This window comes from Ruegeria sp. HKCCD6157 (genome assembly GCF_013110685.1).
Taxonomy (GTDB): domain Bacteria; phylum Pseudomonadota; class Alphaproteobacteria; order Rhodobacterales; family Rhodobacteraceae; genus Ruegeria.
Window position 1 is genome coordinate 1,751,942 of record NZ_WVRB01000001.1, and the last position, 16,734, is coordinate 1,768,675.

General features: G+C 58.6%; 15 protein-coding genes. 9 read left to right on the plus strand and 6 right to left on the minus strand.

The annotated features are described in order from the left end of the window. Positions 1-3 precede the first annotated feature (3 nt). The gene (locus tag GS612_RS08415) at positions 4-633 is read right to left on the minus strand and encodes a TRAP transporter small permease (RefSeq protein ID WP_171228581.1); all 630 of its coding nucleotides are present in this window, start codon (positions 631-633) and stop codon (positions 4-6) included. A 57-nt stretch (positions 634-690) separates the two neighbouring features. After that, a complete protein-coding gene (locus GS612_RS08420) occupies positions 691-1,707 on the minus strand; it encodes a C4-dicarboxylate TRAP transporter substrate-binding protein (RefSeq protein WP_171116347.1) in 1,017 nt (338 codons plus the stop codon). Positions 1,708-2,135: 428 nt separating this feature from the next. Here GS612_RS08420 and acs point away from each other — a divergent pair, with 428 nt between their 5' ends. The 8 genes from acs to GS612_RS08460 all read left to right on the plus strand — a co-directional run bounded on the left by acs (position 2,136) and on the right by GS612_RS08460 (position 11,539). After that, positions 2,136-4,100, plus strand: a complete 1,965-nt coding sequence (gene acs / locus GS612_RS08425; RefSeq protein WP_171204601.1) for an acetate--CoA ligase — start codon at positions 2,136-2,138, stop codon at positions 4,098-4,100. A 7-nt stretch (positions 4,101-4,107) separates the two neighbouring features. Further along, positions 4,108-4,791, plus strand: coding sequence for an adenylate kinase (locus GS612_RS08430; protein ID WP_152459846.1), 684 nt, complete (start codon positions 4,108-4,110; stop codon positions 4,789-4,791). Positions 4,792-4,972: 181 nt separating this feature from the next. After that, positions 4,973-5,257 (plus strand): DUF4212 domain-containing protein, encoded by a 285-nt coding sequence (locus GS612_RS08435; protein WP_152459845.1) that lies wholly within the window; start codon positions 4,973-4,975, stop codon positions 5,255-5,257. Positions 5,258-5,272: 15 nt separating this feature from the next. Further along, positions 5,273-7,057, plus strand: a complete 1,785-nt coding sequence (locus GS612_RS08440; RefSeq protein WP_171228579.1) for a sodium:solute symporter family protein — start codon at positions 5,273-5,275, stop codon at positions 7,055-7,057. 108 nt (positions 7,058-7,165) lie between these two features. Further along, positions 7,166-8,989: a DUF294 nucleotidyltransferase-like domain-containing protein gene (locus GS612_RS08445; protein WP_171639653.1), complete on the plus strand. Its 1,824-nt coding sequence runs from the start codon at positions 7,166-7,168 to the stop codon at positions 8,987-8,989. Between the two features lie 27 nt (positions 8,990-9,016). Further along, positions 9,017-9,535: a hypothetical protein gene (locus tag GS612_RS08450; protein WP_171116357.1), complete on the plus strand. Its 519-nt coding sequence runs from the start codon at positions 9,017-9,019 to the stop codon at positions 9,533-9,535. Between the two features lie 2 nt (positions 9,536-9,537). Beyond that, the gene (locus tag GS612_RS08455) at positions 9,538-10,950 is read left to right on the plus strand and encodes a PolC-type DNA polymerase III (protein WP_171231797.1); all 1,413 of its coding nucleotides are present in this window, start codon (positions 9,538-9,540) and stop codon (positions 10,948-10,950) included. Positions 10,951-11,038: 88 nt separating this feature from the next. Next, the gene (locus GS612_RS08460) at positions 11,039-11,539 is read left to right on the plus strand and encodes a flavin reductase family protein (RefSeq protein ID WP_152457720.1); all 501 of its coding nucleotides are present in this window, start codon (positions 11,039-11,041) and stop codon (positions 11,537-11,539) included. Here the strand turns inward: GS612_RS08460 and GS612_RS08465 are convergent. Genes GS612_RS08465 through GS612_RS08475 form a run of 3 tightly spaced genes read right to left on the minus strand, consistent with a single transcriptional unit; the run spans position 11,536 to position 13,768 of the window. Continuing rightward, positions 11,536-12,015 carry a DUF6505 family protein gene (locus GS612_RS08465; RefSeq protein WP_152457719.1) on the minus strand — a complete coding sequence of 160 codons (480 nt, stop codon included), beginning with the start codon at positions 12,013-12,015 and terminating at the stop codon, positions 11,536-11,538. The genes GS612_RS08460 and GS612_RS08465 overlap by 4 nt on opposite strands. Further along, complete coding sequence (locus GS612_RS08470) at positions 12,012-12,710, minus strand: biotin/lipoate--protein ligase family protein (RefSeq protein ID WP_171639654.1); 699 nt, start codon at positions 12,708-12,710, stop codon at positions 12,012-12,014. Before GS612_RS08470 ends, GS612_RS08465 begins: the two co-directional genes overlap by 4 nt. After that, entirely contained in the window at positions 12,707-13,768 is a 1,062-nt protein-coding gene (locus GS612_RS08475; RefSeq protein WP_152457717.1) for an Mrp/NBP35 family ATP-binding protein, read from the minus strand. Before GS612_RS08475 ends, GS612_RS08470 begins: the two co-directional genes overlap by 4 nt. A gap of 122 nt (positions 13,769-13,890) precedes the next feature. Between GS612_RS08475 and GS612_RS08480 the strand changes: the two genes are divergently transcribed. Beyond that, a complete protein-coding gene (locus GS612_RS08480; RefSeq protein ID WP_152457716.1) occupies positions 13,891-14,619 on the plus strand; it encodes a cytochrome c in 729 nt (242 codons plus the stop codon). On the opposite strand, the gene GS612_RS08485 is transcribed toward GS612_RS08480, so the two are convergent. Beyond that, entirely contained in the window at positions 14,613-16,565 is a 1,953-nt protein-coding gene (locus tag GS612_RS08485; RefSeq protein WP_171639655.1) for a 4Fe-4S binding protein, read from the minus strand. The two genes, GS612_RS08480 and GS612_RS08485, sit on opposite strands and share 7 nt — an antisense overlap. Positions 16,566-16,734 lie beyond the last annotated feature (169 nt).

Sequence of the window (16,734 nt, forward strand, 5' to 3'; positions counted from 1 at the left end):
CTATCAGTCCTGCCCTTCGAACTGTTCGGCCTCGGCCGCCGCCTGCGCCGCTGCATCCTGTATCAACGGAACGGCCGCCGGAGCGTCCAGCCCCAGCCAGAACGCCCGACCATACCCCCAGACTTGCAGCGCAAGGCGCAGGCAGAGAACGGAAAATGCTACGGGTGCCAGCAGCTTGGCCGGCCACAAGGGTATACCGATGTCGATCGAACTGTCCCGGCTCCACATTGGTGCGCTAAAATCAAAGGACCGGTCGAAATGAGACCAACTGCCCCAAACCAAAGCCAGCATCAGGATCAGGATCAGAACCACCGAGAGCAGTTCGAACAGCCACAAAGCTCGACCGTGCAAGCGGGATATGACGATATCCATCCGGATATGCCCCCCGTCACGCTGAACATATGAAATGCCCAGAAAAGCGATGAGAGGCATCGCCTGTTCGATCCAGTCCACATAGCCCGGCAAAGGAGCATTCAGCGCATTTCGACCACTGACCGACACAACGGCCAATACCATCAGTGAAAAAACCGCCAATCCGCTGATCAGTGCCAGAAACCGTTCGAGCACGAGCAAACGCTGATCCAACTGGCTCAGACGGCTGCCGTCTACCAGAACCGTGGCTTGTCCTGCCATTCCGGTGTTTCCTTGTTGTTTGTTGCCGGGCGCCTTGAAAGCACCCGGCCTTGTGGATCAGTTGCCGCCGCGCTGTTGCTTCAGCGTCGTCTGGACAAGATCGTAAAGGTCCTGCGCCGGCAGGCCCTGTGCGGTCATGTCCGCAATCCATTTTTCACGGATCGGGTCAGCGGCCTTTGTGCGGAACTCTTCAATTACCGCTTCGTCGATCATGACCTTCTGGACACCCTTTTCTTCCAGGACGCTGTCCCATTGTTCGAGCAAGCCGCCGTAATTCGCCAGGTAGTGATCGATCGCCTCGTCAATCGAGCTGTCCAGAGCCTCACGATGTTCGGCTGGCAGGGCCTCGTAGGCATCGATGTTGACGACAACCGGGCAGTTCACCGTTCCTGGATTCAGGTTGGCGGTCCACCAGTCCGCTTCGTTGATCGTCCCGAATGACAGGTGCGCGTGCTGGGCAAAGGCCACGGTGTCCACGACACCCGATTCCATCGCATTGAAGGCTTCGGTCGCCGGAACCGATGTCGGCACCCCTCCGACCGCCTCGAAGGCCTGACCAAGGCCACCGGTCGCCCGGACCCGCATTCCGTCAAATTCAGCCAGCTCATCCCGCGGCTCGCCCGTGCCGACAAGGTTATACTGCGGCATTGGCGAGGTCATGATGATGCGGGCGTTCCATTGCGCCATCTCTTCCTTGACCGCTGGATGGTCGTATACCGCATGGCTTACCGCAACTTCTTCCTGTAGGTTGTTCACACCCAGAAACGGCAGTTCCAAAACGGTGATCGCCCGGTTCTTGTCGCGGTGATAGCCGGCACAGAACTGAGCCATCTCAAAGGCGCCGATTTCGATCCCGTCTAGGTTTTCCCTGGGTTTGGACAACCCGCCATAGCTGACATTAATGGTGAATTCGCCACCGGTTTTTTCGCTGACCAGTTCGGCCAGCTTTTCAACATGTTCCGTAAAGGCGCGGCGCTTGCCCCAGACGGATGCGTTCCATTCTGTCGCCGCGGCTTCGGTCACAAAAGCAACGCCAAGGGCGGCGACTGCGGCACCGCTCAACATCTTTTTCATAGTATCGTCTCCCATAGGTGCGCCCCCTACCGAGGCGCTTGCCGATCAAGCTAGCGCCAACATTCGATTGTGCCAACCCTAACCGGTATTTGCGTATTTTGCAGAATAAGCCCTAGAAATGACCCAAGACGACAGAAGCCTTGCGGTCACTTGTCGCTGCAACCACAATTGACACATAGCGCCCTCAATTCTCGTTACTTTTAAGTGGCTATTTTTGTTATATTTTAGTGATTCCTTTGCCGATTTTTTTACAGATTTGGCCGTATTGTTGAAATTTCTTTACAAAGAAATCCAAGGATTACACCAATTTATTTATTTATTTTCAGAACGCGGTAATATTCAAACTTGGGGAGGAACAGGATCGACATTGCCTGAATGACAGGCAAAAAATCCACAAGCAATCCAGTCCAGAGGGAGGAGCCTCAAAGATGACCACCGCTGCCCAGGCAGATGCCAAGACTTATCCGCCATCCGCAGAAACCGTCGCTCGTGCGCATGTCGATGCGGCAAAGTATGCTGACATGTACGCAGCCTCAATCAGCGACCCCGACGCATTCTGGGGCGAGCAAGGCAAGCGCATCGACTGGATCAAGCCCTTCACTCAGGTCAAGGACGTCAGTTACGAGTTTGGCTCGGTCAAGATCAACTGGTATGCCGATGGCACGTTGAATGTGTCGGCCAACTGCCTGGATCGTCATCTGAAAACCCGCGGCGACCAGACCGCGATCATCTGGGAGCCGGATGATCCGAATGACCCGGCCCAGCATATCTCTTACGCAGAATTGCACCGCCGCACCTGCCGGATGGCCAACATTCTGGAATCCCTTGGCGTGCGCAAGGGCGATCGCGTGGTCATCTATCTGCCGATGATCCCCGAAGCCGCTTATGCCATGCTGGCCTGTGCGCGGATCGGCGCAATTCATTCGATCGTTTTCGCGGGCTTCTCGCCCGACGCTCTGGCCGCGCGCATCAACGGGTGCGACGCCAAGGTCGTGATCACTGCGGATGAAGCGCCGCGTGGCGGCCGCAAAACGCCGCTGAAATCCAACGCAGACGCCGCCCTGCTGCACTGCAAAGACACGGTAAAATGCCTTGTGGTCAAGCGCACCGGCGGTCAGACCACCTGGATCGACGGTCGCGACTTTGACTACAACGAAATGGCGCTCGAGGCTGACGACTATTGCGCCCCAGCCGAAATGAACGCCGAAGATCCTTTGTTCATCCTTTACACGTCAGGTTCGACCGGTCAGCCCAAGGGCGTTGTGCACACCACGGGGGGGTATCTTGTTTACGCCTCGATGACGCAAGAGATCACATTCGATTATCACGAAGGTGACGTGTACTGGTGCACCGCTGACGTGGGCTGGGTCACCGGGCACAGCTATATCGTCTATGGCCCGCTGGCCAATGGCGCGACCACGCTGATGTTCGAAGGCGTACCCACCTATCCCGACGCCTCGCGTTTCTGGCAGGTCTGCGAAAAGCACAAGGTCAACCAATTCTACACCGCCCCCACTGCGATCCGCGCTCTGATGGGTCAGGGCAATGAGTTTGTCGAAAAATGCGACCTCAGCGATCTTCGCATTCTGGGCACCGTGGGTGAACCGATCAACCCCGAAGCTTGGACCTGGTACAACGAGGTTGTCGGCAAAGGCAAATGCCCCATCGTCGACACCTGGTGGCAGACCGAAACCGGCGGCCACCTGATGACGCCGCTGCCCGGTGCACATGCGATGAAGCCCGGATCGGCGATGAAGCCGTTCTTTGGCATTCAGCCCGTCGTTCTGGACCCTCAGTCGGGTGTTGAAATCGAAGGCAATGGCGTCGAAGGCGTTCTGTGCATCAAGGACAGCTGGCCCGGTCAAATGCGTACCGTTTGGGGTGACCACGAGCGGTTCGAAAAGACCTATTTCTCGGATTACAAAGGCTACTACTTCACGGGTGACGGCTGCCGCCGCGACGAAGATGGCGACTATTGGATCACCGGTCGTGTAGATGACGTGATCAACGTGTCCGGTCACCGCATGGGCACAGCCGAGGTGGAAAGCGCGCTGGTTGCACATGCTGCTGTGGCCGAGGCTGCGGTGGTTGGATACCCTCATGAAATCAAAGGGCAAGGCATCTATTGCTATGTCACGTTGATGAATGATCGCGAGCCTTCGGACGAGTTGATGAAAGAGCTGCGCACATGGGTCCGCACCGAGATCGGTCCAATTGCATCCCCGGATGTGATCCAGTGGGCACCCGGCCTGCCGAAAACGCGCTCGGGCAAGATCATGCGCCGTATCCTGCGCAAGATCGCCGAGAACGATTTCGGATCCTTGGGCGACACTTCGACACTGGCCGATCCGTCGGTGGTCGAAGACCTGATCGAAAACCGTGCGAACAAGTGAGGGTATGATGGACGCTGCCACGATCACCACGCCCGCCGTTCTCATCCTTCTCGGCCCTCCGGGTGCCGGGAAGGGCACTCAGGCCCGGATGCTGGAAGAGAAATTCGGACTTGTACAACTCAGCACCGGTGACCTGCTGCGCGAAGCGGTCGCGGCCGGAACCGAAGCCGGCAAAGCGGCAAAAGCCGTTATGGAAGCCGGCGATCTGGTAAGCGACGAGATCGTCATCGCCATCCTGCGCGACCGCATGGCACAGCCGGATTGCGCCAAAGGCGTCATTCTGGACGGTTTCCCGCGCACGACGGTTCAGGCCGAAGCGCTGGACAGCCTGCTGGCATCGAACAACCAGAAGATCAACGCCGCGATCAGCCTCGAGGTGGAAGACGCGGAGATGGTGACCCGTATTTCGGGCCGCTACACCTGCGCCGGCTGTGGTGAAGGCTACCATGACCAGTTCAAGAAGCCTGCCGAAGAAGGCAAATGCGACAAGTGTGGCCATACCGAATTCAAGCGCCGCGCCGACGACAATGCCGAAACGGTGGCCTCGCGCCTTGCAGCGTACCACGCGCAGACGGCACCACTGATCGCCTACTATGACGGTCAGGGCGTGCTGCAGCGTACAAACGCCATGGGCAGGATCGAAGACATTGCCAATGACCTTGAAGGGATCGTTGACGAAGTCATGAAATAGGGGGTGGATTTAGGGCCGCAAGGCTCTGATCCCAAACAGAATACTTCAAAAGACCGCTTTGGCGGACTGGAGGAGTTTTGCCTGACGTCACATAGCGTCTGGCGCAAGTGAGAAGCGGTCCGACGCACTGGAGGATGTGGGCATCGGGCCGTCCAACGAGGAAGCGAAGGAGGAACCCGCGATGGCGGATCATTCAACAAACTCCGCGCAGACTGCCGAGTCCGACAAGGGCTATTGGCAGGCCAACCTGCGCCTCATCTACATCAGCCTCGCGATCTGGGCGCTGGTGTCGTTTGGATTCGGCATTCTGCTGCGTCCGTTGCTGTCGGGGATTGCCGTAGGCGGAACCGATCTGGGCTTTTGGTTCGCACAACAGGGATCGATCCTGGTGTTTCTGGTGCTGATCTTCAACTACGCCTGGCGCATGAACAAGCTGGACGCCGAATTCGGCGTGGACGAAGAATAAGGGAGAGCGGGGACTATGGATCAGTTTACCATCAACCTGCTGTTTGTTGGCGCATCATTCGCGCTATACATCGGCATCGCGATCTGGGCCCGCGCGGGTTCCACATCGGAGTTCTACGCCGCCGGTCGCGGCGTTCACCCGGTCACCAACGGTATGGCGACAGCGGCAGACTGGATGTCTGCGGCCTCGTTCATCTCGATGGCGGGCCTAATTGCCTTCACCGGCTATGACAACTCGACCTTCCTGATGGGGTGGACCGGTGGCTATGTGCTGCTGGCACTGCTGCTTGCGCCCTACCTGCGTAAGTTCGGCAAATACACCGTCTCGGAATTCATCGGCGACCGTTTCTACAGCCAGACCGCGCGTGTCGTTGCCGTGATCTGCCTGATCGTTGCGTCGGTGACTTACGTGATCGGTCAGATGACCGGTGTGGGTGTGGCCTTTGGCCGATTCCTCGAGGTGTCTAACACGTCCGGTCTGCTGATCGGTGCATGTGTGGTCTTTGCCTACGCGGTGTTTGGCGGGATGAAAGGTGTGACATACACCCAGGTTGCTCAGTACTGCGTGCTGATCACAGCCTACACCATCCCGGCGATCTTCATCTCGTTGCAGCTGACCGGCACGCCGATCCCTGCTCTGGGTCTGTTTGGTGACACCGCTGGTGGTGAGCCTCTTCTGACCAAGCTGGACGCCATCGTGACCGAGCTGGGTTTCAATGAATACACGGCCCACCACTCGAACACGCTGAACATGGTGCTGTTCACACTGTCGCTGATGATCGGTACTGCGGGTCTGCCGCACGTCATCATGCGCTTCTTCACCGTGCCGAAAGTCTCTGACGCACGTTGGTCGGCTGGCTGGACTCTGGTCTTCATCGCTCTGCTGTACCTGACCGCCCCTGCGGTTGGCGCAATGGCACGTCTGAACATCACCGACATGATGTGGCCCAATGGCGGCATCGAAGGTGGCGCTGTCTCAGTCGAGGAAATCGACACCGATCCGCGCTATGACTGGATGAAAACCTGGCAGAAAACCGGTCTTTTGGATTGGGAAGACAAGAACGGCGACGGCAAGATCCAGTACTACAACGACAAGTCCGAAGCGATGGCCACCATCGCGGAAGAAAAAGGCTGGGTCGGTAACGAGCTGACCAAGTTCAACCGTGACATCCTGGTTCTGGCCAACCCCGAAATCGCCAACCTGCCGGGTTGGGTGATCGGTCTGGTCGCTGCCGGTGGTCTTGCGGCTGCTCTGTCAACCGCTGCGGGCTTGTTGCTGGCGATCTCGTCAGCGGTGTCCCACGACCTTGTCAAAGGTGCGATCAACCCGCAAATCTCTGAAAAGGGTGAACTGCTGGCTGCGCGTATCGCAATGGCGGTAGCCATCGTTGTTGCAACCTACCTTGGTCTGAACCCACCCGGATTTGCGGCGCAAACCGTGGCCCTGGCCTTCGGTCTGGCGGCGGCCTCGATCTTCCCGGCGCTGATGATGGGGATCTTCTCGACCCGCATCAACAACACCGGCGCGGTTGCGGGTATGCTGGCTGGTCTGGTTGTGACCTTGGTCTACATCTTCCTGCACAAGGGCTGGCTGTTCATTCCGGGCACCAACTCGTTCACTGATGCAGACCCGCTGCTGGGTCCGATCAAGTCGACCTCGTTCGGCGCAATCGGTGCTATGATCAACTTTGCGGTTGCCTACGTTGTTGCAGGCATGACCAAAGAGACCCCGCAGGAGATCAAAGATCTGGTCGAAAGTGTGCGCATTCCCCGTGGTGCGGGCGCAGCTCAGAATAAGTGAGCTTGATGAGGTCGTTGGTTCTTGCCTTCGACCGCGTCTTTCGATCCACTGTTCCCGCCCGGCACACCACTGGGCGGGATTTTTTAACCAGAACACCGGAGACAACACATGCCCCTGTCCCATGATGAAATTGCCCGGTTTCTGAAATCCGTTCACCCCTATGACGTGTTGCCTTCCGACGCCCTGGATCAGATCGTCAAACAGATCGAGGTCTGGGAAGTTGAGGAGGACGCTTCTGTCTATGAGTTGGGTCACAAGTTGCCCGGGGTGTTCTTGATCTACGAAGGACAGGTTGAGATTACTGATGAGAACGGGGCCATCGTCTCTCATCTGGGGCTGCGCAACTCCTTCGGCGAGAGAGGCCTGCTGAAAGACGGCAAAGCCGCCACCAAAGCCCGTGCTCATACGCCGTCGGTCCTGATGGTTCTGCCACCGGATTTGGTGCGCAGTTTGATCGACAACCACGACGTCGTTGCCAAATTCTTCAATCGAACCCGTGGAGATCGCAGCGGCCCGCAAAGCCTTGCGACCAGTTCGATTGACGTTTTGATGGCGCGCGATCCCGCCACCTGCCCTGCGGACACGACAGTTCAGGAAGCGGCACAGATCATGCGCGACAAACACATCTCGTCGCTATGCGTGACAGATGGAGAGAAGTTAAAAGGTATCGCCACCCTGCGGGACATTTCGGGCAAATATGTTGCCAACGGGTTGCCCGAAACCACACGGATTTCCGAAATCATGACTGCAAATCCCGTAACCCTGTCGCCCAGCGATATCGGCTCGGACGTTCTGCATATCATGATGGAGCGCGGCATTGGCCACATCCCGGTTTCCGAAGGCGGTCGTCTGGTCGGGATCGTGACGCAGACCGATCTGACCCACTATCAGGCCGTCAACTCGGCCGAGTTGGTTGGTCGGATCGCAAAGGCTGACAGTGCCGAAGAGATGGCGAGGGTGACGGCGGAAATTCCGCAGTTGCTGGTTCAGTTGGTTGCCGGCGGGAACCGGCACGAGATTGTCACGCGGCTGATCACCGATATTGCAGACACGGTTACCCGCCGCCTGCTGAAATTGGCTGAATCTGAACTGGGGCCGCCGCCTGTACCCTATTTGTGGCTGGCCTGCGGCTCACAGGGACGGCAAGAACAAACCGGCGTATCGGATCAGGACAATTGCCTGATGCTGGACGATAACGTCACCGACGCCGATATGTCCTATTTCACCAAACTGGCCAAATTCGTCTCTGACGGGTTGGACGTCTGCGGGTACTTCTACTGCCCCGGCGACATGATGGCGACCAATCCGCGCTGGTGCCAGCCGGTTCGTGTCTGGCGCGACTATTTCAAAGGCTGGATTGCCAAGCCAAACCCCGAGGCGCAGATGCTGGCCTCGGTCATGTTCGACCTGCGCCCCATCGGCGGCGCATTTGAGTTGTTTGGCGATCTGCAAACCGACACTCTGGCAGTGGCCAGGGCAAACTCGATCTTCGTCGCACATATGATTTCGAACTCGCTGAAGCACACGCCCCCCCTGGGCCTGCTGCGCGGTTTCGCGACGATCCGCTCGGGCGAGCATCGCAATACGCTGGATCTGAAACACAACGGAGTTGTGCCCGTCGTCGATCTGGCGCGCATCTACGCACTGCAAGGCGAACTGACCGAAGCCAACACCCGCGCCCGCCTGAAAGCAGCCGAGGCCAGTGGCGTGCTCAGCCCTTCTGGTGCGCGTGACTTGCTGGACGCCTATGATCTGATCGCTGAAACCCGGCTGGAGCATCAGGTGCGGCTGGTTAAATCCGGAGCGATGCCCGACAACTACCTGCCACCGTCTGAATTGTCGGACTTTGAGCGAAGTCATCTGCGTGATGCTTTCGTGGTGGTAAAAACGATGCAATCGGCAGTTGGCCACGGCAAGGGAATGCTGGGCTGACATGCGACTGACCAACGGAGAGACCACATGTTTCTGGAACTGATCGGCACGATTTTCGCAGGGGTCGCATGTGCCGGCATCGTTCTTCTGCTGAACAAGCTGACCGGAGGGCGTTTGCCAAAATGGACAACGCCGGTTGCGGCCGGTCTTGGAATGATCGCGATGACCATCAACAGCGAATATTCCTGGTACGATCGCACGCGCGACCAACTGCCGGAAGAGATGACCATCGTGCAAGAGGTCGAAAGCCGCGCGTTTTATCGTCCCTGGACGTACGCGGTGCCGTTCGTTGACCGGTTTGCCGCAATCGACACCGTATCGGTGCGCACAAACGAAAACGTTCCGGAACAACGGCTTGTCGATCTTTACTTCTTTGGCCGCTGGGCTCCGGTTTCGAAACTACCGGTGGCCGTGAATTGTGCAGAAGGCCGCCGCGCCAACCTGGCGGATGGTGCCGAATTTGCCGAGGACGGGCGTCTGGTGAACGCTGACTGGATTGCAGCCGGAACCAATGACCCCGTCATCGCAGCCACTTGCGGGGTGTGATCATGCTGACCGGATTGAGTTTGAGGCTCAGGATTTTTCTGTTCTTCTGTCTCCTCGCCCTTGGCGGGGTTGCCATCAGCGCCACCGCCCTCTGGATCACCTATTCCCGTGCGGGAAACCCCGGTCTGCTGAATGATTTCGTCTTCGCCGAAATCCTGATCGGATTTGGATTTCTGGCACTGGTCGCGGGTGTTTGGCTGCTGTTCGACGACAACGTCGCCAAACCGATCGAACGGCTTTCCGCCCAGCTGCGTGCCCGTGCACATGCCGGTGTAAGCACCGACCTGGACATGCAGGCCGCGCGGTATCTGGGTGATCTTGCCCCGGCAGCGGCGGGATTGGCGGAACAACTGGCCTCGAACGCCATGCGCACGGCCGAGGCCGTGGCCGCCGAAACCGCGCATCTGGCCGCAGAAAAACAACGCCTGACCGCGCTGCTGACGGAAATCCCTGTGGCCATGCTGCTGGCCAGTCCGAAACATCAGATCGTTCTGTACGACGGGCAGGCCGCCGAGGTTCTCGCCCAGATCGCGCATCCTCGTCTGAACGCATCTCTTTTCGAATATCTCGAAGCCACCGGCCTGACGGACGCATATGCCAAGATGTGCAAAACCGGAAAGGACGTCTATTGCACCCTGTCCAGCGTGGACGGGCGACAGACATATTCCGCCCGGATGAAACCCTTGGGCGATGCACCCGGATATATGCTTGTCTTCGAAGACAGCGCGACACATATGTCACCGGACGATGCCCGCCCGCTGGTCTATGATTTCGAACTTCTCAATACACCGGGGGATGATGCGTTCGAGAACCGCCCCCTGTCGGATCTATGTTTCGTGGTTTTCGACACGGAAACAACCGGTTTGCTACCTCACAAGGATGAGATCGTGCAGATCGGCGCAGTACGCGTTCTGAATGGTAAAATCGTTCAGGGTGAGCATCTGGACATGCTGGTTGATCCCGGCATTCCAATTCCCCCGGCCTCGACCAAAGTACACAAGATCAGCGATCGTATGGTTCAGGGGGCGCCTGATATCGCCGAAGCCGGACGCGTTTTCCATCAGTTTTCGCGCGACGCCGTGATCGTGGCGCATAATGCCCCGTTCGACATGGCGTTCCTGCGCCGCCATGCCAAACGGATGGGTGTCGAGTGGGATCATCCGATACTCGACACGGTTTTGCTGTCTGCGGTGCTGTTCGGGGCAAGCGATACGCACACACTGGATGCCTTGTGTGAACGGCTGGAAATCACGATCCCCGAAACGTTGCGCCATACCGCACTGGGCGACGCGGTCGCCACGGCCGAGGCATTGATCAAGATGCTGCCGATCCTGCAAGCACGCGGCCTGACGACTTTTGGCGAGGTGATTATAGAAACCCGCAAACATGGTCGTTTGCTGGAAGATCTGAACTGACGGCATAAATTGCACCCAGCAGTCAGCTTTTCATGGACAATCCGGGCCACGCATGGCACCTGATGCGCGGCCAAGGATTAAGCGCGCGATGACCGAAAAGACCTTCAGACCGACCCCGGATCAAAGCCCCGCCTTTCGGGAAGCGCTGGGGTGCTTCGGCACCGGTGTCACGGTGATTACCGCGCAATCCGACAATGGCCCGCGTGCCATTACGGTGAATTCATTTGCCTCAGTCTCGTTGGATCCGCCACTGGTCCTGTGGTGTCTGGCCAAGGAATCATTCCGATTTGATACGTTCAGTACCTGTGATCTCTATTCGATCCACGTCATGGCGCAGGATCAGCAGGATCAGGCGTTGCGGTTTGCACGCGATGGGGCGGATTTCTCACATGCGGACTGGACCGAGGATGAGGCCGGGCGTCCACATCTGGCCCAGTGTCTGGCCCGGTTCGATTGCCGCCTTCATGCCCGTCATGACGCCGGGGATCATCTGATCATCGTGGGTCAGGTAGATCAGGTCATGTATCGCACCGGCAAAGGGCTGATCTTCAAACGCGGGCAGTTCGGCGGGTTTGTCGACCTGATCTAATCGTCCAGCGACCCGTGAACGGCCAACGCTTCCAGTTCCGCGTCCTGCGGAGTGATCACGCGAAAGGCTTCGTGCACGCCTGTCTCTGTCAGTTCCCTTGCGACGGTCAACAGCGTGTTGGCCGGATGGTCTTCGCACAACTCTGACATGTGGTCGATTTCAGCTTGCGCAACGCCCAATGCGGCCTCGACCGAGGGTGCGCCATAGAACTGCACAAAATGTTCGGCCAGGTTATGCGTAATCTGATCTTTCTCTGAGGCTTCGATCTGCGTCACGGCGACAAAAGTCACCCGACCAAAGGTTTCCAACCCCAGCCAGCCATTCGCAAATGCCTGTCGAGCCTTGCCTTCAAGATCGCCCTGCCCCCAGTTGGAAAACTCAAACCCGCCCGAAACGCACCACTCTCCGGTGCGCGCCGGGGAATGAAACACGTTCATGTCGCTTTCGTCGAAATGGATCGCTCGGGCCAGTTTCATTCTCGGTTCTCCAACAAGTCAGTTAGTGGGCGCAGATGCGTGTCGGCCCCGTCGCGGATCAGCATCCCGAAACGTTCATCCGTTCCAAGGAATACGCCACCGTCGATCAGCGGTTCGCCCACGCCGCGCAGCAGGCCCATCCATTCGGCGTGCAAGGACGCGTTGCCATCCTCCTGCCAACGGTTGAGCCAGGTCAACATGTGTCGTGACCAGCTTTCCACCAGCTGCGTTGCAGAAACCTCGGCACAGCCTTCATCGTACAGCGCGGTGATATCAGGGGTTTCACCCGGCGCATCACTTGTTTGCAACAGCGTCAGCTCCCAACCGACGACCAGCCAGTCCGGCTCTTCCTCGGGCATTGATGTTGACGCAGCCGCGCGGAACCGGCCGCACCGCGCCCCGTTCACGCAAATCAGACCATCCCAACCCAGATGCACCGCAACCTCTGGCGGGGCCAAAGCGCCCAGCGCGTTCTGAAATCCCACAGCACAAAGCGGCAGCATAGCCACCGCATCCTGCAATGGCACCTCAGGGGCAAAAACAATTGCCACGCGCAGGAAATCCGCCTGAATATTGTAGACAACCGTACCCGCATCACAGCCCAGCGCAGCCATGGCCTGCGCGCGCTCGAACGGGTCTTCCCCACCCTGAACCGGGTGGCCCGTAAGCAAGGGTGGGAAAACCGGCTGGCTCATGCGTTGCCTTTGGCGATCATGTCGCGGGCGATCTTGCGGAATGCCTCGGCCTGCGGGCTGTCAGGTTTGCTGACCACGATGGGCGCGCCTCCGTCGGCGGCGACGCGGATGTCCAGATGCAAGGGGATTTCACCCAGCAGCGGCACGCCCAACGCCTCTGCCTCGGACTTGACACCACCATGACCGAAAACATGTTCTTCGTGCCCACAGTTCGAACAGATATGCGTGGACATGTTTTCGATCATCCCGACAATGGGTGTCTTGAGCTGGTTGAACATGTCGATCCCCTTGCGGGCATCAATCAGGGCCACGTCCTGCGGCGTTGAGACGACAATGGCACCATCCACCTGGAACTTCTGGCTCAGCGTCAGTTGCACGTCACCGGTGCCGGGCGGCAGATCGACGATCAGAACATCCAGCGCGCCCCATTGCACCTGGCTCATCATTTGTTGCAGCGCACCCATCAACATCGGCCCACGCCAGACAACCGCCTGACCTTCGTTGGTCATCAAACCCATCGACATCATGGTGACGCCGTGGTTGCGCAGCGGCAGGATCGTCTTGCCGTCAGGGCTGGCCGGACGGCCCGAGACACCCAACATCCGGGGTTGCGACGGCCCGTAAACATCCGCATCCAGCAGACCTACACGCCGGCCTTCCGCAGCCAATGCGCAGGCAAGGTTGGCCGAAACGGTGGATTTGCCAACCCCACCCTTGCCGGACGCAACGGCGATGATCCGATCCACACCCGGCACTGCCTGCGGCCCGGTTTGCGATGGCTTTGGTTTCGGTTTCAGATCCGGCGGTGCCTTGTCGGAATGCGCGGTCATCAAGGCCGAAACATTTGCTACGCCTTCCACCATCTGAGCGGCCTTTTCAGCCGTGGCGCGGACAGGTTCCATCTTTTCCGCATATTTCGGATCGACCTCAAGCACGAAGCGTACCGTGTCGCCTTCCACATTCAAGGCGCGCACGATGCCTGCGCTTACGATGTCCTGCCCGGATACCGGGTCGGTGATCTTTTTCAGGTTCGCCAGAACCGCGTCACGAACACTCATGCTTGTTCCCCTTGATCCGCCCTGCTGACAGGGGCGTGCGTATCGACTCGCCGCTCATTGCACGTGTCTCCGTCTTTGTCTGTACATTTGACGCATCCCGCCCCGCGAAGTTACGTTGAGCCATGCGCTTTGTCCTCTTGTGCCTGAGCCTGACGCTCTCTGCCACCCCCTCTTGGTCGCAAGAGGCGATTGGCCTTGCGGCCCCGGCAGAGGTTAAAGACTCCGGCCTGTTGCAACATATCCTTCCTCGCTTCTCTCTCAAGACCGGGATCCGTGTTATTGCAGACGACGCCGGGGTCATGGTGCTGGAAACCGCGCCGCCCGGTGATCCGGTCTTTGCCCGCAACGACGTGATCTATCACCTGCGTATCGAAGACAACGACCGCCAGACCCGTTTTCTTGAATGGCTGAAATCGGATATCGGCAAGCGCACGGTGGAAAGCTTTGCCCCGGCAGACGGAGGGCCCTACTCTGCCAGTTTTGATATTGCCGTGGTTGAGTCCGGTGACATCGTTGAAGGCGACACCCAACTTGGCGAAGAACTTTCGATGACCCATTGCGGGCGCTGTCATGTCATCGGGCCAAGGAACCGCATGAATGGCCTGGGGTCGACGCCCTCTTTCGCCGTTCTGCGCGCAATGCCCGACTGGTCGCAGCGATTCGAAGCGTTTTTCGCCCTGAACCCCCACCCCGCATTCACACAGATCGACGGTCTGACACCGCCTTTCGATCCCGAACGCCCGTCTCCTATTCACCCGGTTGAGATGACATTGGACGATCTTGACGCGATCCTGGCGTTCGTATCGCGCATCGACGCTGCGGATCTGGGTGCACCTCTGAAACTTCAGTGATCCTTTCTGTCTGAATAGTAATCCTCGGTCGTGACGACCCGAGGCTTGGGCTTTGACTGGAAAGGATTGTCTTGCTGTTGGAACTGCACGTTCACCCGGCAATTGTCACACATCTGGATCATCCGCGCCTGATCCGACGTCGCGAACATCGGATGCGTGCCCGACAGCTTCTCCATGATCCGCTCAACCGTGGACTTCACGCCGAACAATGCCCCGCATTCCACGCAGGCAAAAGGTTCTTCTTCGTTCAGAACCTGCTGTGACAGGGCCGCATCGCTGAGATCAAGTTGTGGAACAAGCGTGATCGCATCCTCGGGGCATATGGTCTTGCACATCCCGCATTGCAGACAGGCATCTTGCTGGAAGTTCAATTGCGGCTTGTCCGGGTTGTCGATCAAAGCACCGGACGGGCAAAGGGACACACAGCTGAGGCACAGGGTGCAGCTGTCGGTATTCACTGCAACCGCGCCATAAGGCGCGTTTTCGGGCAGCGGCAAAGGCGATTCAGCCTGCGGGTTCAGCGCCTGGGCTGCCAGCCGCGCAATTTGCCGGCGATTGCCCATAGGCAGGACCGGGTCGGACAAAGGCCGGGGCACCGCTTGTCCGTACAGCAGATCGGACATCGCATCGGGGTCTGCTTCGTCAATCAGGCCTATGCCGTCGGGGCCTGCAATGGCATGTGCCAATTCAAGCTCTCGGTTCAGCGCCTCGCGTTCAGTCGTCGGCGCCAACAGCACATCCACCCGCGCGAACCCATGCGCCAGAGCAGCCAGCATCTCGGCATGGCCAAAGCCAGATATCACATTCAATTCCAATGGGATCACGTCCGAAGGTAATCCACGTCCGAAACGCGCCGCCAACCGGATCATTTCGGCCCCGTGGGCGTCATGGACAAGCAACCGAGGCGCGGTGCCGCCGGCCCGTCGATAGGTACGGGCCAGAATATGCATCCGCGACAACAGCGCCGAAACAGGTGGGTCTTCGTAGGTTATGGCCGTTGAAGGGCACAGCGCGGCGCAAGCACCACAGCCTGCACATACCATCGGGTCAATCGCCACATGCTCGCCCGCCGGGGAAATCGCACCGGTTGGGCAGATATCCAGACAGTTGGTACAGCCCACCTGCTCGGCCCGGGAATGGGCACACAGGGTTTCTTCCACGCGCACATAAAGCGGCTTTTCGAATGTCCCCACCAATTGCGCGGCTTCAAAAGCCAAACGTTCCACGGAAACCGCATCCCTGGGATCAGCCCGCAGATAGCCTTCGCGCTTGTCCGGGGCCTGAACAAAGGGCGTTTCTCCTGCCAGATCGATGACAATGTCACACGATGAAAGCGCACCGTCCTTTGGATCGGTCCAAGCAAACGCGCCGCGCCCACCGGGCACAACCTGCTGAAGCGCGTCCAGACGCAACGAAAACCCACCAAGCGCACCAGAAACCCAACGAAGCTGCCCCCGTACCACGTCATAGGCGCGAGAGAGGGGCTCTGACAAATCAGTCGTCATTACGGTCACTGCCAACGAATCCGCCAGACGCTCTGCCAGATCAAAGGCCACCGCACCGGGTCCGATGATGAAACAGGTGCCTTCACTGAAGACATCCACGCTGGGTGTGACCGGTTGCGCCAGAACGGCCTCGGCCGCCAATGCCGCCATCTTGGGGGTCGCATCCGCACCTTGGTCTGACCACCCGGCCCGATCGCGCAGATCGACAAATCCGGGCACGTCGATATTCAGGTCTTCGGCCAGTGACCTAAAAACGTCATGCTCTTGCGCACAAGCGATGACGGTATCACCTTCTTTCATCAAGGCGGCGGCGGACTGCAACTCATCGGTACAAAGCGCGGTATGCAACCTGGAACAGGCAACGCCGCAGGCGCTTTCGATCTTGTCCGGATCGATTGCCTGTGTTCCGGCGCAATCACATAGCAGTAGTTTCGTGGCCATATCCTCTCCTCGGGTAACCGTCCCGGTTCCATGCACACTAGGCTGTACCCCTGGGAAAGCAACTTCAACCCCTTGCCGCGTTTCCTGCATAGGGTTGAATTTCGGCAATAAATGCCACGAAACACAAGCATTCACAGGACCTGCTCACGCAGTTGCTACCCTGGGCTAC

Bases quoted from the DNA above. Each gene is read 5' to 3' on its own strand.
- GS612_RS08480 (WP_152457716.1), top strand. From the start codon at position 13,891: ATGCGCTTTGTCCTCTTGTGCCTGAGCCTGACGCTCTCTGCCACCCCC.
- GS612_RS08475 (WP_152457717.1), bottom strand. From the start codon at position 13,768: ATGAGTGTTCGTGACGCGGTTCTGGCGAACCTGAAAAAGATCACCGAC.
- GS612_RS08445 (WP_171639653.1), top strand. From the start codon at position 7,166: ATGCCCCTGTCCCATGATGAAATTGCCCGGTTTCTGAAATCCGTTCAC.
- GS612_RS08440 (WP_171228579.1), top strand. From the start codon at position 5,273: ATGGATCAGTTTACCATCAACCTGCTGTTTGTTGGCGCATCATTCGCG.
- GS612_RS08470 (WP_171639654.1), bottom strand. From the start codon at position 12,710: ATGAGCCAGCCGGTTTTCCCACCCTTGCTTACGGGCCACCCGGTTCAG.
- GS612_RS08430 (WP_152459846.1), top strand. From the start codon at position 4,108: ATGGACGCTGCCACGATCACCACGCCCGCCGTTCTCATCCTTCTCGGC.
- GS612_RS08485 (WP_171639655.1), bottom strand. From the start codon at position 16,565: ATGGCCACGAAACTACTGCTATGTGATTGCGCCGGAACACAGGCAATC.
- GS612_RS08415 (WP_171228581.1), bottom strand. From the start codon at position 633: ATGGCAGGACAAGCCACGGTTCTGGTAGACGGCAGCCGTCTGAGCCAG.
- GS612_RS08420 (WP_171116347.1), bottom strand. From the start codon at position 1,707: ATGAAAAAGATGTTGAGCGGTGCCGCAGTCGCCGCCCTTGGCGTTGCT.
- acs (WP_171204601.1), top strand. From the start codon at position 2,136: ATGACCACCGCTGCCCAGGCAGATGCCAAGACTTATCCGCCATCCGCA.
- GS612_RS08460 (WP_152457720.1), top strand. From the start codon at position 11,039: ATGACCGAAAAGACCTTCAGACCGACCCCGGATCAAAGCCCCGCCTTT.
- GS612_RS08450 (WP_171116357.1), top strand. From the start codon at position 9,017: ATGTTTCTGGAACTGATCGGCACGATTTTCGCAGGGGTCGCATGTGCC.
- GS612_RS08465 (WP_152457719.1), bottom strand. From the start codon at position 12,015: ATGAAACTGGCCCGAGCGATCCATTTCGACGAAAGCGACATGAACGTG.
- GS612_RS08455 (WP_171231797.1), top strand. From the start codon at position 9,538: ATGCTGACCGGATTGAGTTTGAGGCTCAGGATTTTTCTGTTCTTCTGT.
- GS612_RS08435 (WP_152459845.1), top strand. From the start codon at position 4,973: ATGGCGGATCATTCAACAAACTCCGCGCAGACTGCCGAGTCCGACAAG.